Raw genomic sequence first — 20,752 nt, forward strand, 5'->3', positions numbered from 1 at the left:
CCGTCGAGGAGGTCCGCCCACAGCAGGCAGCCGACGCGCACAGGACATCCCGCGCCCACACCGTCGACTGTGGACTAGGAGATCCCGTTCGTCATCCCCGCGCCGTCGCCACGGGCTCGTCTCGCAGGAAACGCCCCAGCACCTCATTGAACAGCGCAGGCCTGCACAGCGAACTCGGGTCGGTCGAGTCCGGGATGCGTGCGACGGTGGTGCGCGGCACCCGGCGGCGCAGCTCTTCGACGAAGGTGATCGAGCGCGGCCAGGAGTCCTCCCCGACCACCGCCAGGATCGGGAAGGTCGTCGCCCGCAGGCCGGGAACGAAGTTCACCAGGTTGATCGCCAGGCGGGTCTTGAGCGCATCGACCCCCCGGAGTCGCGAGACCGCCTCGCCGAGGACGTTCGCGGCGACCGGCCACCGTCGATACTGCCGCTCGATCACCGACCGCAGCACCCCGGCGGGCAGCAGGTTCGACCAGGCACCCGCGTAGACGGAGGCGAGCCAGGCCGCCCGGCCGAGGCTCGTGGGTCGCGAGTCGCTGTAGGAGTCGACGATGACGAGTCGCTCGACCCGGTCCGGGTGGGCGGTGGCGAACTGCTGGGCCAGGACGCCGCCGAAGCTCACGCCGCAGACGGCCGCCCGTCGCACGCCCAGGTGATCGAGCAGGGCGCGGACGTCCGCCGCCATGGTCGCCAGCACGCCTCGCCAGCCCTGGATCGGCCCCGATCGGCCGACCCCTCTGGCGTCGAAGGTGATGACGCGGTGCGTCGCGGCGAAGTGGTCCACCTGCGGGCGCCACATGTTCGCCCCGGCGCTGATGGCATGGATGAGCAGCAGCGGCGGCCCCTCGCCGTGCACCTCGAAGTACAGGGAGGTGCCGTTCGTCTCCAGTGTCGGCATCAGGCCGTCCCGTCGGTCGCACGGTCGCGGGCGGATGGGCGCGCGGAGTCATCGGCGGCACTCGCCCGCCGCGCTGCGGTGAGGATCGTCTCGTCGGTGTGGAGGCCTCGGGTGTAGAGCTCGACCAACGGAACCGTCAGGCGGCGGATGACGTCCGCAGGCGAGTCGACCCCGCCCAGCACGCGCCGCAGGTGGTGGTGCAGCAGGAGCGGGGCGACGCCCTGGACGGCCAACACGGCGGCGAGCGCGGGCGGGTCGCTGCTCTGCCGCATGGTCCCGTCCCGCACCCCCGCCGCCAGCATCGACTCGGTGCGGGTGACGAGCTGGTCGAACAGCGACGCGCCCGCCTCGGTGTCGTCGACGAGCATCCGGGCGAGGTAGTCGAGCAGGGGCCGGGAGCCGTCCAGGTCGGCCAGCCAGGAGCCGATCACCGCGTCTGCTCCGCCCGAGGCGAGGTCGTCCTTCTGATCGAAGACGGCATCAAGCACGTGCTGATCGCAGACCGCGCGCAACGCATCCTTCGTGCCGAAGTGATGCATGACCAGCGCCGGACTCGCCCCCGCCTGCTCCGCGACGGCGCGCACGCTGGTCCCCGGCACGCCGTTCCTGCCGAACAGCAGGATGGCCGCGTCGCGAATGCGGGCCTTCATCGTTCGGTCATCGACCCTGGCTGAACACATGTTCACCATACTGCACGAGCGTTCAGCATCGTGGCGCGCCGGGTCCGCCTCGGGTGCGGCCACACCGCCCGCCCGCGCCGCCGCGAGCCGCCCGAAAGGGCGCCGCCGTCGCCGACAGCGTGCAGCGCGGCAACCCGGGCGACGGCCCCGCCGGAGCCGGAGTCACGCGATGCCCCCGTATCGAGGCCGGTCCGGCACCGGCACAGCCCGCGCGAGATCAGGTCACCGCAGGCGCCTCGCCCGCAGCACGATGTCGCGGACGTGCTGCGTGCCCTCGGGCGCAGGCGCGGTGCGCGCCCGAGTCTCGTGAACGACGATCTCCCAGTCGTCGTCGAGCAGGGCGGCGATCTCGTGGGGCTGGTAAATGCTGTCCAGGTCGAAGTCGGGCTTCTCCCGCGCCGGCTCCTCGCCGTGCCCGACACCCTCGCCGTGCCCAGCGCCCTCGTGGTGCGCCGCCAGGTCGGCCATGTCGTGGGCGCCGACGAGCAGCGTGCCGCCGGGCGCGACCGAGGCCAGCAGGCCGCGCAGTGCCCGGTGCCCGTCGTCCCGCACGAGCGGGAAGTATTGCAACGACACCAGGTCGTACGCGCCCGCCGCAGGCGGCGCGGTGCCGAGATCGACCCGGATCCACCGCACGTCGTCATCGCCGACGGCCTCGGCCGCCCGATCCAGCGCGACCTGGGAGATGTCGACGGCGGTGACTCGCCAGCCGTGCTCCACCAGCCACCGGACGTCACCGCCCTCGCCGCACCCGACGTCGAGCGCGTGACCTGCGGGCAGGCTCGACACCTCGGTGACCAGCACGCCGTTCGGGTTGCCGCTGAAGAGCTGCTCGCGACTGCCGTAGAGGTCGTCCCAGAACCGCTGATCCTTCATCTCGTCTCCTCAAGAGTTCGGTGTGCCGGGTCGACGGCGCAGGGCACGGCGGTGGTGGCTGCGGACGCGTGTACCTCGGCGGGCGCTCGCCGCAGAACCTCCGAGGACTCCGATCACCCGGGTCCGACTCGCCGATCAGGCAGCGTGCGGAGATATCGCCGACGAGACACTCCGCAGGCAGGCCTGTCTCGGACCAGCGGAATCAGCGCGCCGGGCCGGTCGCCGCCGACTGCCCGGCACCGGCCGTCGAGACCGCCTCCGCATCCGATACTGCTCACCCCTCCCGCGAGTTGACAAACTAATTTGCGGAAACTGCAATAGCCGCATGACCGACGACTTCGACGCGGTGCTCGGCGCGATCGGCCCCCGGCTGCGGGAGCTTCGCCGCCGCAGCGGTGCGACGCTGTCCGCGCTCTCGGCGAGCACCGGCATCCCGATCAGCACCCTGTCCCGGCTGGAGTCCGGACAGCGCAGGCCCACCCTGGAGCTGCTGCTGCCGCTGGCCAAGACCTACCAGGTTCCGCTGGACAAGCTCGTGGACGCGCCGCCGACGGGAGATCCACGGCTGTACCCGCAGCCCGTGACCAGGCACGGCATGACCATCCTGCCGCTGACCAGCAGGCCCGGCGGCCTCCAGGTGTACAAACAGATCATTCCGGGCGGGCCGAGCGACCGCACTCCCGATCCACGCTCACACGAGGGATACCACTGGCTGTACGTCCTCGACGGCAGACTGCGGCTGGTGCTCGGCGAGCAGGATCTGGTGCTCTCCGCAGGCGAGGTCGCCGAGTTCGACACCCACCTCCCGCACTGGTTCGGCAATGCCGACGCCGAGCCCGTGGAGTACCTGAGCATCCTCGGCCCGCAGGGGGAACGGTTCCACCTCCGCGCCCGGTACCGGCGGGACTGACCGCCCCCGGAACGGGCGCCAAGCGCAGCCCGCGACGTCCCGCCCCGTCACTCCCCGACTCGGGCAGGCCGCATACCTCCGCATCGGCTTCGGCGATCGACGACGATCCGACCGTCCGGCCGTATCTGGAGAGCGCGGTCTGGCCGGAGCTGCTCGAATCGGCGCGGTCCCGAGGACGTGCAGCAGGCATGATCGACGAGGAGATCGCCGAGGCCGAGGCGCTGCTGACACCGGGCAGCCCGCGCTACGTCCTCGACGAGGCGGGCTACTACCTCGTGCATCCGACCATCCTGGCCTCCGGACGCCGCGCCGATTCCTGATCGAGGAGCTGCGACCGTCGGCGCTGGCGCGAAGGCGAACCCGCCACCCCAGGTGAGACGGCGACGTGCCTGATCAGGCGCTCGGCAGGCGACTGCGGGTCAGCCTGCGCCCGCCGCCAATCGCCTGCGCACCTCCGGTAGCACCTCGGTGCCCAGCCGCCGGACGTTGTGCAGGATCGCATCGTGGTCGCCGCTGGACTCCGCGTGCAGCAGCACCCGTCGCAGCCCCGGCGTGCTCAGTACCGCAACCACCCGGTCGACACACTGCTCGACCGGCCCGATCGCCTGGGTCTGGAGGAACAGCTCCGCCAGCGCCTTCGGCGGCGGCTGCCCACCGGGCCGCTCCTCGAGCATCACGTACTCGGACTGCGCGTGGGTGAAGAAGGGGACCGTGGTCCCGTGAATCAGCGTGTCGGCCTCGGCAGCCGAGTCCGTGATCTGCGCGATCATCGCAGCACCGTGGGTGAACGAGGTCGCGGGAAGCCCACATCGCTCGGCATGTCGACTCACCAGCGCGGCCTGGGCTGCGACGTCCTGATGGAAGAAGAACAGCATCGGCAGCCGGCGTAGCGCCGCGAGATCAGCGTACGGCGGCGAGGTCGCAGCCACGTACACCGGCGGATGAGGCCGAGTCAGCGGCGTCGGGCCGGGACGAACCTCGGGGAAGCGATACAGCTCCGAATCGCTCGCGACGGTGCCGGTGAAGGAGTCCAGCAGCAACGACAGGGCCTCGGGCAGGCCGTCTCGCCAGTCGTCCATGCTCCGGCCCAGGACCGCGTAGTCGACCACCGGACCGCCCCTGCCGATCCCGAGATCGAAGCGGCCGCCCGATAGTTGATCCAGCAGCGCCGTCTGCTCCGCGACGTAGACCGGTGGATGCGAGGGCAGGATCGTCACCGCCGTGCCGACCCGTAGTCGGCGAGTCCTGCCGAGCAGGTGGCCCGCCAACGTGAGCGCGGAGGGATTCACCCCGTAGGAGATGAAGTGATGTTCGGTGGTCCAGAGGGCGTCGAACTCCACCTGTTCCGCCAGGTCGGCGAGCTCCAACGCGAGGTGCAGCACTTCGCCATCGTCCTGACCGGGGAAGCGATGGGTGAACAGCACCAAGCCGAGATCGGGTCGTTCCCTCAGCTGATCCTCCGTTTCTGAGCCAGTTCGCGTCGAGAGCCGACCTGGCTCCGGCGGCGCCGATCCGCGGGGCGGAGCAGCCACCACGGCGGACAGCCGCGCAGACGTGGCCGCCCACGCAGTCGACAGGTCAGCCGGGCCCCACCAGTCGCTCGGCGTCCTGCGGCGACGCGGCGTCGACCTGCGGACGGAACACCAGCTGTACGCAGTCCCCGTCGTCCACCAGGCGCACCGCCACCCGGTAGACGGGCTCGACGACCTCGGGCGTGAGCACCACCGGGGTCGGCCCGGACCGGGCCACGCTGCCACGATCGAGCAGCACCAGCGAATCGCAGTAGCGAGCCGCCAGGTTGAGGTCGTGCAGCACGACCACCGTGGTGATGCCGAGCGTGCGCACCAGGTGCAGGACCTCGTGCTGATACCGGACGTCCAGGTGATTGGTCGGCTCGTCCAGCAGCAGGTGATCCGCCTCCTGTGCGAGGGCACGGGCGATGAGCGTCCGCTGCTTCTCACCGCCGGACAGCGTGGCGAAGCTGCGATCCGCCAGGTCCCGCATGCCCACGCGCGTCAACGCGGTGGCGGCGATGCGGTGGTCTTCGGCGGTGTAAGCCTGTAATGCCGACCGATGCGGGGATCTCCCCAGCAGCACCATCTCCGCAACGGAGACGGGCAGTTCGGGCGAGGCCTCCTGCGCCACCACCGAGATCCGCCGGGCGGCCTCACGACGCGGCAGCGAGGCGACGGGGGTGTCGTCGATCAACACGGTGCCCCGACGCGGGGCGAGCGCCGCGTAGAGGATGCGGAGCAACGTCGACTTCCCGCTGCCGTTCGGACCGATCAGGCCGACGACGCCGCCGGAGCGGGCGTCGAGCGCCACGTCGGCGAGCACCGGGGTTCCGTCGTATGCGAAGGACACGTCCGCTGCACTGATCACGTCACACCTCTCCTACTGCACGGGCGAGGAGGAGTCCTCTGCTGGGTTGCGGCTCGGGTTCCGTTGCGCGGCCGGGTGACCGTGGTCGGCGAGCATCGGAGGAAGCACGGGCGCGGGCGCGGCGGCCGGAACCGGCCGGGACCGGCGGCGCGGCTCGGGATCGGCGAGATCGCGTGCGCCCGGCACGGCCAGGGCGGCCAGGGCGGCGCCGATGGTGAGCAGGCCGCAGGCGAGCAGCACCGGGGTCCGGCCGATCTCCGTGAGCGCATACGGCAGCAGGATCAGTCCGAGCGGCGCGACACCGTGCGAGACCATGAAGTCGAAGGAGAACAGCCTGCCCATCCGCTCCGGCGGCACCTCTCGCTGGATGGCGCTGAACCAGGGAACGTTAAAGGCCTCGATGCCGATGCCGCCGAGGAAGTAGGCGGTCAACACCAGCACCGCGCCCAGTTGGGGCGACACGGCGGGCAGGGTCAGCGCCAACGGCACCAGTCCATAGAGACTCAGCCCCACGAAGGCGACCGTGCCGGGTCTTCTCGGGGTCCAGCGCGCCAGCACGAGTGCGGCGATCACCGCGCCCGCCGAGTAGCAGCCCAGCGCCACGCCGAGGAAGGCGTTGCCGCCCAGTTCATCGCGGCTGATCAGCGGCAGGGCAAGCTGCTGCACGGCGAATCCGAGGGAGAGCCAGACGACCAGCGAGGCGAGTCCGGCGAGGAACCAGCGGTGCCGACCCGCCTCCCGCAGCACCTCGCGGTAGTCGGCGAACGGGCGGCGCCGGGCGGCGTCGGACGGGGGGCGCACCCCGCGCGGGAGCCGCAGGGCCACCCCGGCCGAGCCCAGCCAGAGCAGGCCCGTCACCAACAGGGTGGCGGCGCCGCCGATCAGCAGGTACAGCAAGGTCGCCAGGGTCGGGCCGCCGACCAGCAGCAGTCGGGAACTCAGCGTGGACAAGGCGTTCGCCCGCTGCCGGTCGGCCTCGCCCACCACCTCGCCGACCAGCGCCTGATAGGCGCCCCGGAAGATGCCCTCGCCGACCCCCGCGACCAGGACGGCCGCGCAGACCATCGCCACCGAGCCGCTGAACGCCGGTATCGCGGCCAGTATCGCCGTACCGCGCACCGCACCGGCCAGGACCAGCACTGTCCGACGCGGATACCCGTCGACGACGACGCCGCCGAGTACCGCGCCCGCGACGAAGCCCACCGTCCGGGCGCCGAGCACCAGGCCGAGGACCTCGACGCCGCCGTGGGTGTCGAGCAGAAACAGGGTCAGCGCCACCGGGGTGATCGCAGTCGCCGCGCCGGAGACGGTGTAACTGAGGACTGCCAGCCGGAAACGCCGGTTGCGCAGGATCGAGAGCATCGTGTCCTTCTAGAGAGTGAGTCCGGCTAGATCGTCGTGCTGCTGGATCGCGAGTCCGGCCGGACCGTCAGGCCCGGCCGAACCGTCACCGACGGACGCCAGTGGCGGCGGGCCTCGTCGAAGTCACGCGCGGCGGCGACCAGGAACGCGGCCAACTCGGTCAGGGGGACCGGGTCCAGCCCGAGTTCGCGAAAGGTCGCGGTGCAGGTCGGACAGGTGTTGACCTCGTACACCCGCAGATCACCGGTCCGCTCGTCGCGGGCGACGTCCACCCCCGCGAACAGCGCACCCACGGCCTCGGCGGCCCGCTCGGCCAGTTCGCAGACGTCGCGATCCAGCTCGGCGAGGCTCCGGCCGCCGCCGGGCGCGTTGGAGATCCAGGTTCCCGGCGGCGCGGTGCGCGTCACCGCCGCCACGGCCCGGTGATTCACGCAGAGCACTCGCGTGTCGCGATGCCCGGCGGGGACGAACGGCTGCACGTAGTACTGCTCCGGGGCGGGATCGAGCGCGGCGACGTGCCGACGCACGGCGGCCTCGTCGGTCAGGCAGGCCATCCCCCGACCTCGGGAGCTCATCATCGGCTTGGTCACCATCGGATAGCCGCGCCGGGCCGTCCAGGAGACCAGGGTCTCCTCGTCCCGACCCCACAGCACCGGGAGGTGAGCAATGCCCGCGCGGTGCAGCAGGGCCGAGTTCAGGTACTTCGACTGGCCCTGCCACAGGGTCATCGCCGAGTTCACCACGGGTATCCCGGCGAGCCGCGCGGTCTCCAGCTGGTTCATGCCGAGGACCAGGTAGTCCTCGTACACCCAGCCGAACAGCAGATCGGGCCGCAGCTCGGCCCCGCCGGTGTGAAACCGGGTGCCCTCGGCGGTCACCTCGATCACCAGCTCGTCGGGATGGACGCGCCGCGCCGCGCCGCCGATGCGCCGGATCTCGTCGAACAGGACGCGGTGATCGTCGTCGTCGTCATCGTTGCCGAGCAGGACGATCAACGGTGCATGGACCATGTGGACTCGAGCCTCCCGTCGCGCTGATCCGATTCGAGTCAGGCAGCCGACCGCAGTCGACGAACGAGGAACAGCAGGAAGGGAGCGCCCACCACCGCCGTGACGATCCCCAGCGGCAGTTCCCTCGGCACGAAGGCCATCCTGGCGATGACGTCGGCCCAGACCAGGAAGGTCGCTCCGATCAGCGCCGCGACCGGCAGCAGCCGACGGTGCACCCCGCCCACGCAGAGCCGGGCGACGTGTGGCACGACCAGGCCGACGAAGCCGATCCCGCCGGACACGGCGACGACGGCTCCCACGCAGACGGCGACGACGACCAGCGTCTGAGCCCGGACCCGTGCGGGCGGACTGCCCAGTGCGTGCGCCGTGTCGTCGCCGAGGGTGAGGGCGTCCAGGTTCCTGGCCCACAGCAGCAGCGTCACGAACGCCCCTGCCACCAACAGCCCGGCAATCGCCACCGCACTCCACTCGGCCCTGGTCAGCGAGCCGAGGAGCCAGAACAGCACCGCGCGGGCGCCCTCGGGGGTGTCGGAGGCGAAGATGAGGAAGCTGGTCGCGGCGTTGAGCACGTAGCCGACCGCGACGCCGGAGAGCAGCAGCCGGACCGAGGTGATCTGACCGCCGCTGCCCGCCAGCAGGAACACCACCGCCGTCGCGAGCAGCGCCCCGATGAAGGCGCTGCCGGTGAGCGAGGTCGCCCCGGTCGAGACCCCGATGCCGAACAGGATGCTCAACGCCGCGCCCGTAGAGGCGCCCGCGCTCACACCGAGCAGGTAGGGCTCGGCCAGCACGTTGCGCACCAGGGCCTGCAGTGCGACCCCGGAGATCGCCAGGGCCGCCCCGACCACGACGGCCAGCAGCACGCGCGGCACGCGGACCAGCCAGATGATGTCGTCGGCAGGCAGGCCGGAGCCTGCCCCGGACCCGAACACGTGGCCCACGATGATCTGGGCGACGGTCCCCGGCGGGACGGAGACCGGTCCGAGCCCGACGGCGACGGGGATGCTGATCAGCAGCAGCACGCCGAGGCCGCCGATCCACAGCGCGGAGCGTCGAACGCGTCGCCGGTGGTCCAGGCGGTCGGGAGCCGAGCCGGTCTGCTGTGGGGTGTCGCGAGCGGACACCTGCGTCATCGCGGTTCCTCCGGGTCGATCGAGCCCGCCGGACCCGACTTGTCGATGCGCGGGCGAGGGGACGACTGCGCGGCAGGGCGCCGCGGCAGAGCCGGGCGACGGCACGGGGTTCGCGGCACGACGGTCACGAGGAGCCTCGTCCCCCGATCTGCTCGGCGAGCCGCTCCAGCCCGTCCACCGCGAGGGTGCCGTGGCCGGAGTGGTAGAAGTCCAGCGTCAGGACCTCGCCCGCGCCGACCGCCGGGATGCCCGCCAGCTCGGGCCGCGAGGTGATCGTGTCGCGGACGACCTGTTCGGTGACGTCGCCGGGCTCGTACAGCGCGATGATCCGTTCCGGAGCCGCGTCGATCAGGGCCTCGGTGTTCGGTTCGAACAGCCGCTCGTCGGTGTCCTCGAAGACGTTCGACAGCCCGGCGTAGTCGAGCTGCTGGTGGATCATGCTGCGGCGGCCGTACGCCCCGAGCGGGCTGTCCGCCCCCGCAACGAACACCGCCGCCGTCGTGCTCTCGTCGGGCGGGGCCGCCTCGGCCGCGTCGCGGACCGCGTCGACCCGCGCTTGCAGATCGGCGACGGCGGCCGACGCCTCGGCCTCGGTCTCGAGCACGCGGCCCAGCAGCGCGATGTCGGCGTAGACGCCCGCCAGCGGGTCATCGACCTCGGACTGTCCGGCGCCGAAGCCGCCGCAGTAGCCGCTGATGATCAGTGTCGGGATGCCCGCTGCGGCCAGGTCCGACGGGTCGAAGTCGTTGAGGCCGTAGCTCACCACCAGGTCGGGCATCGCGTTGATGATCAGTTCACGCGAGATGTCCCGCGAACTCTGGATGGGTACCTGCTCCGTCGCACCGAGCGGCCCAGCCGCGGCCCCGAGCGGTTCGCCGATCAGCGGGGAGAAGGTGCTGATCCGGTCGACGCCGCCTGCGGCGTGCACCAGGGTGCCTGCCTCGCCCCCGATCACGTACAGCCTGCTCGGCGGTGCCGAGATGGTCACCTCGCGACCGCAGTTGTCCACCGTCAGCGGGTAGCCCGCCGCCGTGGGAGCAGGCTCCGCGACGCCGCCGCACGCGGCGACGGTCAGGACGCTCGCGACGGCGAGGAGCACGTGACGTGCCCGTCGCCGCGCGGTTGGCCTCACAGGATGCGACATGGGACAGATCCGTCCTCTCGTCGTGACCTCGATACCCGATGATGCTTCAGTTTTCGGCAAGGGTTATCGTTATCAACTTAGCAATGATCGTGATCTCTGGGTAGTGACCGTTTCGGCGCGTCATCTCGGCGTTTCGCACGGCCCGCCTGCCGTCTCGACGAGACGAGAGGCTCCGTCGACGGCCCTGCGGCACCGTGACGGACGGAGCGCCCCGTCGCGGATCGGGGCGGCGCGCGGAAATCACCGACGCGCCCCGACCCGGACGGCCCGCCACCGATTTCTCTTGGTCCGTCGACCGGACCGATATCGACCCGTGATCCGGCGACCGAGCGGGCGGCGACGGGCTTCCGGGCGTGTCATGGCCGCCGAGAATGCGGACTGCCCGGGCGTCCGAAATTTCGCCGACAGTGGCCGGAAGCGCCTTCCCCGCAATGATCATCAGTGGCATCGCGAGCCGAGTCGGCGAATGGCGTGAATGCGTCACGAACAAACCATTGACCCGGACCATTCGACTGCTAAGGTCTAGACCAAGTTCCCCGGAGTTGGGGCTGAACAGGCCGAATGGCAGTCGACTGCCGTCGGGATGCCTCGGTCACGGCTCCGACGGAGCTCTCCTCCTCACGTCCCCTGCAGCCGCCGACAAGGGCTTCCGGTGTCGATGACGTCGGGTCCGGCCCGTTGCCTGCGGCGTCCTCGATGAGGGAGTAGACATGCGCAAGAAAAGGTTCTCGGCAGCCGTGATCGGCGCCGCAATCGCACCACTTCTCTTCGTGAGCATTCCGGCGGGCACGGCGAACGCCCATGGATACGTGTCAAACCCGCCGAGCAGGCAGGCGCAATGCGCGGCCGGAACGGTGCCGTGCGGTGACATCCAATGGGAGCCGCAGAGCGTGGAAGGCCCCAAGGGCCTGACGAGTTGCAGCGGCGGCAACAGCCGGTTCAGCGAACTCGACGACGACGGCAAGGGCTGGACGGTCACCCCGGTCGGACGCTCCACCAGCTTCAACTGGACCCTGACCGTCTCGCACGCCACCACCACGTGGCAGTACTACGCGGGCGGCACCAAGGTCGCCGAGTTCAACGACGGCGGCGCCCGGCCGGGTGAGACGGTCTCGCACCAGGTCGACTTCGGCAACGTGAGCGGCAGGCAGAAGGTGCTCGCGGTCTGGAACATCGCCGACACGCCGATGGCCTTCTATGCGTGCATCGACGTGAACATCAGCTGACGAGGAGCACGTCGCTCGGATGACGGACGGCGCGCCGGGATGCCGGGTGCGGACGACGAACCCGGCCCGGCCGCCCTCCGCACCCGGCGTCCCCCCGGCGCGCGCCCGCCGAGAGGACTCCTTGCGTCGAATGCCGGGCGCAGGCTGCCGGACTCCGGGCATAGGACTCGGGCATGGGCCTCGGGCCGCCGGACTCGGGCTCCGCCCGGACGAACCACCGCGCATCGACGCCGGTCTGAGCGCGGCGGCCCCGCGTCGAGGACCGCGAGCCGATCAGCCTGCCGCGGACGCGGTCTCGCGATCCAACAGGTCCAGGAACTCGGCGGCCTCGGCGTCCCGTAACCGCTCCTCTGCCTCCCGATCAGCCGTCTCGCGATCAGCCGCCTCCCGATCAGCCGCCTCCCGATCAGTCGCCTCGTCGGCTAGGTGGACGACCTCGCCCTGTCGAACCGACTCGTGCAGCCCCTCCATTGTCCGGTCGAGCCTGCTCGCCACGTCGGCGGCCTGGATGAGCTCGCGCTGCAGGTCGTCGGGGACGTGCCCGTCGTACTTGTAGTAGATCTTGTGTTCGAGGCTGGCCCAGAAGTCCATCGCGATGGTGCGGATCTGGAGTTCGACCGGGATGCGCTCGGTGCCGCGCGCGCGGAACACCGGGATCTCGACGAGCAGGTGCAGACTCTGGTAGCCGCTCGCCTTGGGACGGGCGATGTAGTCGCGCTCCTCGAAGATCGTCACGTCCTCCTGATCGGCGATCATGTCGCGGATCTTGTAGATGTCCGAGATGAAGCTGCACGTCACGCGCACGCCCGCGATGTCGAGGATGTTGTCCCGCATGCTGTCGAAGCTCAGCGGGAACTTCTTCCTGCGCACCTTCCGGACGATGTTCTGCGGCGTCTTCAGCCGAGAGCTGATGTGCTCGATCGGGTTGTACTCGTTGGTGTTGTTGAAGTCCTCACGAAGGATGTTGATCTTCGTGATCATCTCGTCTATGGCGAACTTGTAACCGAGCATGAAGTCGGTGAAACGCGCCCGCTGACGACGGATGCCGTCCAGCTCCTCCTCGATGTCCACGCCTCATTCTCCCTCGTCCCGGCACGGGCAGGCCTCGCCAGGCCTCCACCGCGCCGACCAGGCAGAACGAGCCGCGCAGACCAAGGCACCGGCTCAGGGCTCCCTCGGCGGCCCGGCGGCCGACCGCGAGTCCGACCGCGCGGGCCGGTCTGCGGCCGCGCCGCAGGAGCCCGCGACCGGCGCCAGCTCCGGGTCGGACAACAGCGGCAGCATCTCGGCGAGCAGGTGCCCCAGTCCGTGCACGCGCTCCGTGCCGAGCCGGGCCGCAAGCGCTCCTTCGAGATCACCGAGTCGGGCGGCGGCGCGCGACAACGCGGCATGCCCCCGCGCGGTGGGCACCACGAGCCGCGCCCGGCCGTCGGTGGGATGACGACGCATCTCGACGTAGTCGCAGGCAGCCAGGTGCGCGACGAGCTCCCCCATCGCCTGGGGCGTCATCCCGGCGGCCGAGGCCAGGTCGCGTATCCGGCTGCCGTCGGGCTCCAGGTGACGGAACACGGCGTAGTGCGCGGGTCGGAGGTCGTCTGCCGCGTCCAGCAGGCCCGCGTGGAGCTGCTGCTCGAACGCACGCACCGTCTCGACCAGCTGTCGCAGCAACGTCGGGTGACCCACTGGCGCATCCATAATTAGGAAGGCTACCTTCTCATCTATGAACAGTGACGAGCTGGTGTTCCGCGACGGCCACAGCGTGCGGTTCGTGGAGCAGGGGACCGACGACGAGGGCGAGTTCCTACGGATCGAGCATCGCTGGCCGACCAGTGGACGGCTCGCGGGCCCGCACTGGCATCCGGTGCTGCGCGAGCACTTCCGGGTGGTGCAGGGCCGGATGCGGTTTCGCGTCGACGGCCGCGACCACCACGCGGGGCCGGGCGACGAGCTGACGGTGCTGCCGCGCCAGGTCCATGAGTTCTGGAGTGAGGCACCGGACCTGGTGCTCGACTACGTGGCCCGCCCGCCGCTCCAGCACCGCCGGATGTTCGAGTTCTGGCATCAGCTCGACCGCCGGGGCCGCACCACCCGGGCCGGGCTGCCGATCAATCCGCTCGATCTCGGCCTGCTGTGGGAGCTACAGGACGGGTATGTCGCCGGTCTGCCCGCTTCGCTGCAACGATTCGTCTTCGGCGGCCTCGGCCGACTCGCTCGACGACTACGACGGAATTCGGCTGCGACGCCGGATGAGTCGAGCGCGGGCTGACCGCAGGCCACCGGTCGTGATTTGATCGCGGGCGACGAATTCAGCCGTCTCGACCGCGGCACGGCAATCACGGTGACGCCGATTCTTGGGATCGAATCACGCCGAATCCGAATCAGCGGGAACGAATTCAACGGCTCCGACGCCGCTTTCCGACCCCGGCCGGTCCCGGCTCTCCGCCACGACGAGCGCAGGCGCGGAGACACGGTCCCGCGGGGCGGCCAGTGCCCGCCGCCGGCCGAATCAGGCCACCGACCTCTCAGGGCCTGTCTGTGATCCCCTGGAGTCGTGAGCGGGGATCAGCGTGGCTGAGCTGCCAGGCGAAGGAAGGAGACATAACGGAGTGATGTCGACTGACGACAACGCCGCAGATCGCCGCTGCCTGCCCCGCGCAACAGGACAGTGGGGATCAAAGACAGGCTCTCAGCGCGACTCGGCCGGAATCGTGCCCATGAGATGGAGATCCTCGGTCGCCTTCGCCAGGAGTTCGAGCATCACCGCCTCCGCTCGCGGCGCGTCCCGATCGCGGACCGCCGCCAGCACGAGGCGGTGGGCGGGCACGGGATCGTCGGCGCTCAGGTGCGCGTGGACGAGGCGATCCCTGGCCCGCAGGGCGGGTTCGAGTAAGAGATCCATCCTGGCGAACAGCTCGTTGCCGGTGGCCAGCAGCAGCGCCCGGTGGAACGCGGCATCGGCCTCGGCGGCGGCCACAGCGTCGTCACCCGCCTCGGCCATCGCCGTCAGCGCGGCCTCCGCCGCCGCGAGATCGGCCTCGGTGCGGCGCAGCGCGGCCCGACCCGCCACGGCGGGTTCGATGACGGACCGCAGGTCGGCGAGGTCGCGCAGCAGCGTCTCGGCGTCGCCGCCGTCGACCCGCCAGTCGAGGAGATCGGCGTCGAGCAGGTTCCACGCCGACCGGGCCCGCACGAAGGTCCCGCGCCGCTGCCGCGCGTCCACCAGGCCCTTGCTCGCCAAGACCTTGAACGCCTCGCGCAGCACGGTCAGGCTCACGTCCAGCTCGGCGCCGAGCGCACGCAGGTCGAAGACCTCGCCCTCGGCGAAGCGGCCGTCGACGATGCGGGTCCCGAGGTGCCGCACCACCTGGTAGTGCAGGCCCCGACCGGAATAACGGGCCACGAAGCGCTCCTCGAAGATCATCGACGCCAGAACGCACCGCAGCCTAGCCGTGGCCATTAATTATTAATACATCTTGACAGCCGTCGGAGTGCTGCTCAAGATGAGTCCGCCGCTGACCATCGGAGTTCAGGAGCCGGACATGCTGTCCCTGCATGTGCTTGACCACGCCCCACCCCTGTCGGGTCATCTGCCGATGGGCACGCCGGACGGCGCCGAATGCTCGATTTCGGTCGACGGCCGCGCCATCAGTCGAGCGGGTCGGCGTTGGCTGCCCGTCATGGGGGAATTTCATTTCAGTCGCTATCCGGAAGACGAATGGCGGACGGAACTCGACAGGATTCGCGCGGGCGGCATCGACGTCGTCGCCACCTATCTGTTCTGGAATCACCACGAGCCGACGCGCGGCGAATTCCGCTTCGACTCCTCGCGGGACATCGGCCGATTCGTCCGGCTGTGCGGCGAGGCGGGCCTGGCGGTGGCCGTGCGCATCGGGCCGTGGTCCCACGGCGAGTGCCGCAACGGCGGGTTCCCGGACTGGCTCGCCGACGTCGACTGCGTGCCCCGCACCGACGATCCCGCCTACCTGGCCCTGGTCGCGGCCTACTACGAGCGGATCGGTCGGGAGCTCGCGGGCCTGAGCTGGGCCGACGGCGGGCCGATCGTCGCGGTGCAGGTGGAGAACGAGCTGTACGACCAGCCGGGCCACCTGGCGACGCTGCGCACCATGGCCGAGGCCGCGGGCATCACCGCACCGCTGTGGACCGCGACCGGCTGGGGCGCCCCGCAGCTGCCGGCGGACGTCCTGCTGCCGCTGTACGGCGGCTACCCGGAGGCGTTCTGGGCGGACGCGACCGACGGGTGGGCCCGGCAGATGCGGTGTCACTACTTCTTCACGTCGATCCGCGACGATCACGCCATCGGCGCCGATCTGCGTCCCGCGACCCCCGAGGGCGCGAGCATCGACCACGTTCCGCCGGACGACCGCCGGTACCCGTACGCCACCTGCGAACTGGGCGGCGGCATGGCGATCGCCTACCACCGCAGGCCGCTGGTGCCCGCCGCCGACATCTCGGCATTGGCGCTGGCCAAGCTCGGCAGCGGCTCGGTGTGGCAGGGCTACTACCTCTATCACGGCTGCTCGCAACGGCTGGACCTCCCGACCCCCAATCAGGAGTCGCACGCCTGCGGATACCCCAACGACCTGCCCGTGGTGAACTACGACTTCCAGGCGCCGCTCGGCGAGTACGGCCAGGTCCGGCCGTCCTTCCATGCCCTGCGCGTCCAGCATCTCTTCCTCCGCGACTCCGGGGCCGACCTCGCGGAGCTGCCCGTGCAGCTGCCCGACGCTTCGCCCTCGGGTCTGGACGACCGCGAGACCGTGCGGTGGTCGGTGCGGTCCGACGGCAGCACCGGCTTCCTGTTCGTCAACAACCATCAGCCGCACGAGCCGCTGCCCGACCACGCAGGCGTCCGCTTCGAGGTGCGGCTGGCCGATCGGACGGTCCGGCTGCCTGCGGAGCCCGTGACGATCTCCACCGGGGCGCACTTCGTCTGGCCGATCGGCTTCGGGCTGGCAGGCGGGCAGCGGCTCGACTGGGCGAGTGCCCAGCCCCTCGCCCGACTCGCGATCGACGGCGTCCCGACCTCCGTCTTCGTCGCCGCCGATGGCATCCCCGCGCAGTTCGCCTTCGCGGGCCCGGTCTCCGTGGACGGTGCCGCCGAGATCACCGAGGTCGACGGCCGCACCGTCGCCACCGTGTCGCAGCCGGGCACCGACGCACGGTTCTCGGTGACCGACGAGGCCGGGGCCATCGCGACGGTGCTCGTGCTCGGCCAGGTCGACGCCCTGCGCTTCCAGCGGGTGGAGATCGCCGGGACGGACGTCCTCGTCCTGTGCGACGACCCGGTGATCGTCGACGGGGAAGCCCTGCGCATCGACGGGACCGACGACGTCGTCACCCTGGCGATGCTGCCCGCCCCGACCACGCTGGCGGGCGCCGAGCAGACCGACGACGACGGGGTCTTCAGCGCCTGGCGGATCACGACGGCGGGTGCGCCGCCGCGACCGAGCCTGGTGCGCTCGGCGGGCGAGCCGCGCACCCCGCAGGCCCGCACGGGCGGCCCGCACGGCCGTGCCTCGGCCCCGACGGACGAGGACTTCGAACACGCGGCCGTCTTCCACGTCACCGTCGACGAACGGGCCTTCGACGACGCCGCCGAGCTGCTGCTCCGCCTGACCTACACCGGGGACGCGGCCCGCGCCTACGTCGGAGGTCGACTGGTCGCCGATCACTTCTGGTTCGGGCCGGACTGGGACGTGGGCCTGCGTCGCATCGCTGCCGAGGTCCGCAGGCACGGCATCGAGATCCGGGTGCTGCCACGCGCGACCGACGCCCGGGTCTACGTCGATCCCGCCGTGCGTCACCGCTTCGCCGCCCCCGGTGCTCGGCCCGAGATCCAGCATGTCCGGCTCAGCCGGACGCACCGGATCACGTTACGACCAGAGTGGGAGGGGCGCGATGCCTGACCTCGACCGCCGCGCGCTGCTGCGCGGCATGGGCGTCGCCGGGCTCGGCCTGCTCGGCGCCCCGCTGCTGGCGAGCTGCGGTGCGGCCGATCGCACGCCGCTGACCGCCGGGCCGGTGGGCATCCGGCTGTGGACCCACGACCCCGGCTACGTCACCACCTTCGAGACGGCGATCGGCGAGCCGGGCCTGGTCGGCGACTCCGAGTTCGAGTTCCGACTCGACGTCACCAACGCCGCCCCGCCCGACATCATCACGCGGATGATCACGCAGGCGATCGCGGACGGCAACACGCCCGATCTGGTCGGCCTGGTCATCGATCAGTTCGCCAGGGTGATGGGCTCGTCCATCGCGGAGAACCTCTTCGTCGACCTCACCGACGTGGTGGCGCCGCTGGGCGACGAGCTGCTCAAGCTGGCGCCCTACACCGTCGACGGCAGCCCCTACAGCCTGGACGCCGACAACTCGATCACCGTCTTCTACTTCCGGCAGGACCTGTTCGCCGACCACGGGGTTCCCGAGGACGCGGCGACCTGGGAGGAGCTGGCCGAGCACGGCGAACGGCTGAGCCGCGACCATGAGATCAGCCTCGGCGTGGTCTCGACGGGCGACAACCTCGCGGTGGCCAACAGCTTCTTCCAGTTCTTCCTGCAACGCGGCGGCCAAGTGTTCGACGCGGCGGGCGAACTCGCGCTGGACTCGGCGGAGGCCGTCGAGGTGCTGGAGTTCATGACCGAGGGCGTCCGGAGCGGGTTCCTGCTCGGGCTGCCCGACCCGTACAGCAGTGCGGCCGCCGCCGCGCTGAAGTCCGGCAGGCTGGCCGCCATCGCGATGCCGAACTGGTACAACGCCTACGGCCTCCAGGCCAACGTCCCCGATCAGCAGGGTCGATGGCGGATGCGCACGCTCCCGCGATTCGACGCGGGCGGGCACCTGGCATCCACGCTCGGCGGTACCGGATTCACCGTCCTCAAGGACAAGCCCGGCACCGCCGCCGCGCTGGACCTGCTGAGCCGGGTCTTCCTCACCCGGGAGGGACAGCTGCTGCGGTACCGCTCCGGCGGCTTCCTGCCCACCCTGCGGTCGCTCTACCGCGATCCCGAACTGGTCGAGGTCCGCGACGAGTATCTCGGCGGCCAGCGGGTCTTCGACGTCTACGCCCCCGCCGCCGAGGACCTGCCGCTGTTCCATCAGGCCCCCGCCATGCAGATCCTCACCGACGTCCTCGGCGGCCCGGTGCTGGACGCGGTACGCGGTCGCACCTCGCCCGCCGCCGCGATCGAGGCGGCGATCGTCGCCTACCGAGAGCAGGTCAAGCGATGACGAACCAGACCGCACACCGGCCGAGCGTCCCCCGCCCGACGGCCGAGGAGCCCGAGAAGCCCGCCACCTGGTGGTCCCGCAACCAGCTGCGACTGGCGCCGTATGCGTTCATCTCGCCGTTCTTCCTCCTCTACGGCCTGTTCTTCCTGGTCCCGATCCTGGTGGGCCTGTATCTGAGCGGCACGGAGTGGGCCGGGCTCGGCACGCCGCAGTGGGTGGGCCTGCGCAACTATCAGGACCTCCTCGGCGACCGGAGCTTCTGGATCTCGGTGGGCAACACCGCCGTGTACGTGCTGTTCACGATGTGTGTCGTGGTGCCTGCGGCGCTGTTGATCGCCCAGGCGCTCAACGCACGCGGCCTTCGGGGCCGCGACATGTTCCGGCTCGCCTACTTCATGCCGGTGGTGATCTCGCCGATCGTCATCACGCTGGTGTTCGGACTGTTCTTCGAGCGCGAGTTCGGCATCGTCAACGGGCTGCTCCGTGCCGTGTTCGGCTTCGGCGGCATCGACTGGCTCGGCGATCCGCTGTGGGCGAAGGTCAGCGTCACCGTGCTGGTGCTGTGGCGCTGGACCGGGTATCTGACCATCTTCTTCCTGGCCGGGCTGCAGAACGTGCCTCGGGAGCTGTACGAGGCGGCGGCGATCGACGGGGCCGGGCCGGTCCGCCGGTTCGTCGACGTCACGCTGCCCTCGCTGCGACCGGTGACCGCGTTCATCGCCGTCACCGTCCTGGTGAACACCGCGCAGATCTTCGACGAGCCGTTCCTGCTCACCCAGGGCGGTCCCGGCGAGTCGACGCTGTCGGTCGCGATGTTCATCTACCGCGCCGGATTCCAGCGACAACAGCTCGGATATGCCGCCGCCGCAGGGGTTCTGCTGTTCGTCGTCGTCTTCGCGCTGGGGCTGCTCGCCAATCGCGCGCTCGGGGTGGGAAGGGACAACCGATGACCGTCGTCGCCGACCGTCCCCGCCGGGTCACCGGCGGACGGGTGCTGCTCTACACGTTCCTGATCAGCCTGCTGCTGGTCTTCGCCCTGCCACTGCTGTGGGCGCTGTCCTCGTCGTTCAAGAGCCGATCCGACATCTTCAGCTATCCCCCGCAGCCGCTGCCCGCGCCCGCCGTGCTGGACAACTACCGGACGCTGCTCGCCGAGCAGCCGTTCTGGAGCTGGTTCGTCACCAGCACGGTCGTCGCCCTGTTGTCCACGGTGCTGGCGGTGGGCCTGTGCTCGCTCGCGGGCTTCGCCTTCGCCAAATACCGCTTTCGCGGCAAGACGATCCTGTTCAACATCATGTTCAGCTCGCTGGCCGTGCCGTTCGCGGTCATCGTGGTGCCGCTGTTCATCATGATCGCCAAGGCGCGGCTCACCGAGCCTTACTTCGCCCTCGTCGTGCCCTGGATCGCGCCCGCCTTCGGCATCTTCATGATGCGCCAGTTCGCCGAGCAGGCCGTCCCCGACGCACTGCTCGACGCGGCACGAATCGACGGCTGCACCGAGTTCGGCCTGTTCCGGCGGGTGGTGCTTCCCCTGCTGCGGCCCGCGCTCGGGGCCTTGGGCGTCTGGTCGTTCCTCAACAGCTACAACAGCCTGATCTGGCCGCTGATCGTGATCAGCGAACCTGGCGACTACACGCTTCCGCTGGGCATCCAGGCGCTCTTCGGCGCCACCGGTCGGCAGTACGACCTGGTGCTCGCGGCCTCGGTGCTCGCCGCCGTGCCGAGCCTGCTGGTCTTCTTCCTGCTGCGCAGGCAGCTGTTGGAGGGGCTGACCGCAGGCGCGGTCAAGAGCTGAGTCTCCTCCGCCGCCGACGAATCCCCGCCGCGCCGAGAAATTCGACGCATCCAATCCCCGACGCATCGAACGAAGGAGAGTCCCGACC

At 70.5% G+C, this 20,752-nt stretch carries 20 protein-coding genes; 8 read left to right on the top strand and 12 right to left on the bottom strand.

Annotation, left to right across the window (positions count from 1 at the left end; all coding sequences use genetic code 11):
* Nucleotides 1–91: 91 nt before the first annotated feature.
* The 3 genes from UA75_RS22735 to UA75_RS22745 form a co-directional block, all read right to left on the bottom strand.
* A complete protein-coding gene (locus tag UA75_RS22735) occupies nucleotides 92–898 on the bottom strand; it encodes an alpha/beta fold hydrolase (protein WP_075741989.1) in 807 nt (268 codons plus the stop codon).
* A complete protein-coding gene (locus UA75_RS22740) occupies nucleotides 898–1,548 on the bottom strand; it encodes a TetR family transcriptional regulator (protein ID WP_198042818.1) in 651 nt (216 codons plus the stop codon). The genes UA75_RS22735 and UA75_RS22740 overlap by 1 nt, the downstream gene beginning before the upstream one ends.
* 252 nt (nucleotides 1,549–1,800) lie before the next feature.
* Nucleotides 1,801–2,454 carry a class I SAM-dependent methyltransferase gene (locus UA75_RS22745; RefSeq protein ID WP_075741990.1) on the bottom strand — a complete coding sequence of 218 codons (654 nt, stop codon included), beginning with the start codon at nucleotides 2,452–2,454 and terminating at the stop codon, nucleotides 1,801–1,803.
* A 325-nt stretch (nucleotides 2,455–2,779) separates the two neighbouring features.
* Between UA75_RS22745 and UA75_RS22750 the strand changes: the two genes are divergently transcribed.
* Together UA75_RS22750 and UA75_RS34975 are read left to right on the top strand one after the other, a co-directional pair.
* On the top strand, nucleotides 2,780–3,364 hold the full coding sequence (locus UA75_RS22750; protein ID WP_075741991.1) for a helix-turn-helix domain-containing protein: 585 nt from the start codon (nucleotides 2,780–2,782) through the stop codon (nucleotides 3,362–3,364).
* 188 nt (nucleotides 3,365–3,552) lie between these two features.
* Nucleotides 3,553–3,684, top strand: a complete 132-nt coding sequence (locus UA75_RS34975; protein ID WP_257787485.1) for a hypothetical protein — start codon at nucleotides 3,553–3,555, stop codon at nucleotides 3,682–3,684.
* Between the two features lie 99 nt (nucleotides 3,685–3,783).
* On the opposite strand, the gene UA75_RS22755 is transcribed toward UA75_RS34975, so the two are convergent.
* The 6 genes from UA75_RS22755 to UA75_RS22780 all read right to left on the bottom strand — a co-directional run bounded on the left by UA75_RS22755 (nucleotide 3,784) and on the right by UA75_RS22780 (nucleotide 10,395).
* Nucleotides 3,784–4,788 carry an LLM class flavin-dependent oxidoreductase gene (locus UA75_RS22755; RefSeq protein ID WP_232237866.1) on the bottom strand — a complete coding sequence of 335 codons (1,005 nt, stop codon included), beginning with the start codon at nucleotides 4,786–4,788 and terminating at the stop codon, nucleotides 3,784–3,786.
* 154 nt (nucleotides 4,789–4,942) lie between these two features.
* On the bottom strand, nucleotides 4,943–5,746 hold the full coding sequence (locus UA75_RS22760; protein WP_075741993.1) for an ABC transporter ATP-binding protein: 804 nt from the start codon (nucleotides 5,744–5,746) through the stop codon (nucleotides 4,943–4,945).
* 12 nt (nucleotides 5,747–5,758) lie between these two features.
* Nucleotides 5,759–7,108 (bottom strand): MFS transporter, encoded by a 1,350-nt coding sequence (locus UA75_RS22765; RefSeq protein ID WP_075741994.1) that lies wholly within the window; start codon nucleotides 7,106–7,108, stop codon nucleotides 5,759–5,761.
* A gap of 26 nt (nucleotides 7,109–7,134) precedes the next feature.
* Nucleotides 7,135–8,118, bottom strand: coding sequence for an ATP-grasp domain-containing protein (locus UA75_RS22770; protein ID WP_075741995.1), 984 nt, complete (start codon nucleotides 8,116–8,118; stop codon nucleotides 7,135–7,137).
* Nucleotides 8,119–8,156: 38 nt separating this feature from the next.
* Nucleotides 8,157–9,251 (bottom strand): FecCD family ABC transporter permease, encoded by a 1,095-nt coding sequence (locus UA75_RS22775; protein ID WP_075741996.1) that lies wholly within the window; start codon nucleotides 9,249–9,251, stop codon nucleotides 8,157–8,159.
* 124 nt (nucleotides 9,252–9,375) lie between these two features.
* A complete protein-coding gene (locus tag UA75_RS22780; RefSeq protein ID WP_083690862.1) occupies nucleotides 9,376–10,395 on the bottom strand; it encodes an ABC transporter substrate-binding protein in 1,020 nt (339 codons plus the stop codon).
* Nucleotides 10,396–11,105: 710 nt separating this feature from the next.
* Here UA75_RS22780 and UA75_RS22785 point away from each other — a divergent pair.
* Complete coding sequence (locus tag UA75_RS22785) at nucleotides 11,106–11,621, top strand: lytic polysaccharide monooxygenase auxiliary activity family 9 protein (protein WP_075741998.1); 516 nt, start codon at nucleotides 11,106–11,108, stop codon at nucleotides 11,619–11,621.
* A gap of 273 nt (nucleotides 11,622–11,894) precedes the next feature.
* On the opposite strand, the gene UA75_RS22790 is transcribed toward UA75_RS22785, so the two are convergent.
* Both UA75_RS22790 and UA75_RS22795 read right to left on the bottom strand, forming a co-directional pair.
* A complete protein-coding gene (locus UA75_RS22790; RefSeq protein WP_075741999.1) occupies nucleotides 11,895–12,692 on the bottom strand; it encodes a GTP pyrophosphokinase family protein in 798 nt (265 codons plus the stop codon).
* A 93-nt stretch (nucleotides 12,693–12,785) separates the two neighbouring features.
* Nucleotides 12,786–13,316: a MarR family winged helix-turn-helix transcriptional regulator gene (locus UA75_RS22795; protein ID WP_083683497.1), complete on the bottom strand. Its 531-nt coding sequence runs from the start codon at nucleotides 13,314–13,316 to the stop codon at nucleotides 12,786–12,788.
* Nucleotides 13,317–13,341: 25 nt separating this feature from the next.
* Between UA75_RS22795 and UA75_RS22800 the strand changes: the two genes are divergently transcribed.
* Complete coding sequence (locus UA75_RS22800) at nucleotides 13,342–13,887, top strand: cupin domain-containing protein (protein WP_075742001.1); 546 nt, start codon at nucleotides 13,342–13,344, stop codon at nucleotides 13,885–13,887.
* A gap of 420 nt (nucleotides 13,888–14,307) precedes the next feature.
* On the opposite strand, the gene UA75_RS22805 is transcribed toward UA75_RS22800, so the two are convergent.
* Complete coding sequence (locus tag UA75_RS22805) at nucleotides 14,308–15,078, bottom strand: FadR/GntR family transcriptional regulator (RefSeq protein WP_232237370.1); 771 nt, start codon at nucleotides 15,076–15,078, stop codon at nucleotides 14,308–14,310.
* A gap of 16 nt (nucleotides 15,079–15,094) precedes the next feature.
* Between UA75_RS22805 and UA75_RS22810 the strand changes: the two genes are divergently transcribed.
* The 4 genes from UA75_RS22810 to UA75_RS22825 are packed head-to-tail and all read left to right on the top strand — an operon-like array spanning nucleotide 15,095 to nucleotide 20,664.
* A complete protein-coding gene (locus UA75_RS22810; RefSeq protein WP_198044194.1) occupies nucleotides 15,095–17,548 on the top strand; it encodes a beta-galactosidase in 2,454 nt (817 codons plus the stop codon).
* Nucleotides 17,541–18,869, top strand: coding sequence for an ABC transporter substrate-binding protein (locus tag UA75_RS22815; RefSeq protein WP_075742002.1), 1,329 nt, complete (start codon nucleotides 17,541–17,543; stop codon nucleotides 18,867–18,869). Before UA75_RS22810 ends, UA75_RS22815 begins: the two co-directional genes overlap by 8 nt.
* On the top strand, nucleotides 18,866–19,819 hold the full coding sequence (locus UA75_RS22820; RefSeq protein ID WP_083683499.1) for a carbohydrate ABC transporter permease: 954 nt from the start codon (nucleotides 18,866–18,868) through the stop codon (nucleotides 19,817–19,819). The genes UA75_RS22815 and UA75_RS22820 overlap by 4 nt, the downstream gene beginning before the upstream one ends.
* Nucleotides 19,816–20,664 (top strand): carbohydrate ABC transporter permease, encoded by an 849-nt coding sequence (locus UA75_RS22825; protein WP_075742003.1) that lies wholly within the window; start codon nucleotides 19,816–19,818, stop codon nucleotides 20,662–20,664. The genes UA75_RS22820 and UA75_RS22825 overlap by 4 nt, the downstream gene beginning before the upstream one ends.
* Nucleotides 20,665–20,752 lie beyond the last annotated feature (88 nt).

It is taken from the genome of Actinoalloteichus sp. GBA129-24 (assembly GCF_001941645.1).
In the GTDB taxonomy this organism is placed as follows: Bacteria; Actinomycetota; Actinomycetes; order Mycobacteriales; family Pseudonocardiaceae; genus Actinoalloteichus_A; species Actinoalloteichus_A fjordicus.

Excerpts from the sequence above, each read along its gene's own strand:
- UA75_RS22825 (WP_075742003.1), top strand. The coding sequence starts at position 19,816 with ATGACCGTCGTCGCCGACCGTCCCCGCCGGGTCACCGGCGGACGGGTG.
- UA75_RS22785 (WP_075741998.1), top strand. The coding sequence starts at position 11,106 with ATGCGCAAGAAAAGGTTCTCGGCAGCCGTGATCGGCGCCGCAATCGCA.
- UA75_RS22780 (WP_083690862.1), bottom strand. The coding sequence starts at position 10,395 with ATGTCGCATCCTGTGAGGCCAACCGCGCGGCGACGGGCACGTCACGTG.
- UA75_RS22745 (WP_075741990.1), bottom strand. The coding sequence starts at position 2,454 with ATGAAGGATCAGCGGTTCTGGGACGACCTCTACGGCAGTCGCGAGCAG.
- UA75_RS34975 (WP_257787485.1), top strand. The coding sequence starts at position 3,553 with ATGATCGACGAGGAGATCGCCGAGGCCGAGGCGCTGCTGACACCGGGC.
- UA75_RS22765 (WP_075741994.1), bottom strand. The coding sequence starts at position 7,108 with ATGCTCTCGATCCTGCGCAACCGGCGTTTCCGGCTGGCAGTCCTCAGT.
- UA75_RS22795 (WP_083683497.1), bottom strand. The coding sequence starts at position 13,316 with ATGGATGCGCCAGTGGGTCACCCGACGTTGCTGCGACAGCTGGTCGAG.
- UA75_RS22800 (WP_075742001.1), top strand. The coding sequence starts at position 13,342 with ATGAACAGTGACGAGCTGGTGTTCCGCGACGGCCACAGCGTGCGGTTC.
- UA75_RS22805 (WP_232237370.1), bottom strand. The coding sequence starts at position 15,078 with ATGGCCACGGCTAGGCTGCGGTGCGTTCTGGCGTCGATGATCTTCGAG.
- UA75_RS22775 (WP_075741996.1), bottom strand. The coding sequence starts at position 9,251 with ATGACGCAGGTGTCCGCTCGCGACACCCCACAGCAGACCGGCTCGGCT.
- UA75_RS22820 (WP_083683499.1), top strand. The coding sequence starts at position 18,866 with ATGACGAACCAGACCGCACACCGGCCGAGCGTCCCCCGCCCGACGGCC.
- UA75_RS22750 (WP_075741991.1), top strand. The coding sequence starts at position 2,780 with ATGACCGACGACTTCGACGCGGTGCTCGGCGCGATCGGCCCCCGGCTG.
- UA75_RS22740 (WP_198042818.1), bottom strand. The coding sequence starts at position 1,548 with ATGAAGGCCCGCATTCGCGACGCGGCCATCCTGCTGTTCGGCAGGAAC.
- UA75_RS22770 (WP_075741995.1), bottom strand. The coding sequence starts at position 8,118 with ATGGTCCATGCACCGTTGATCGTCCTGCTCGGCAACGATGACGACGAC.
- UA75_RS22815 (WP_075742002.1), top strand. The coding sequence starts at position 17,541 with ATGCCTGACCTCGACCGCCGCGCGCTGCTGCGCGGCATGGGCGTCGCC.
- UA75_RS22735 (WP_075741989.1), bottom strand. The coding sequence starts at position 898 with ATGCCGACACTGGAGACGAACGGCACCTCCCTGTACTTCGAGGTGCAC.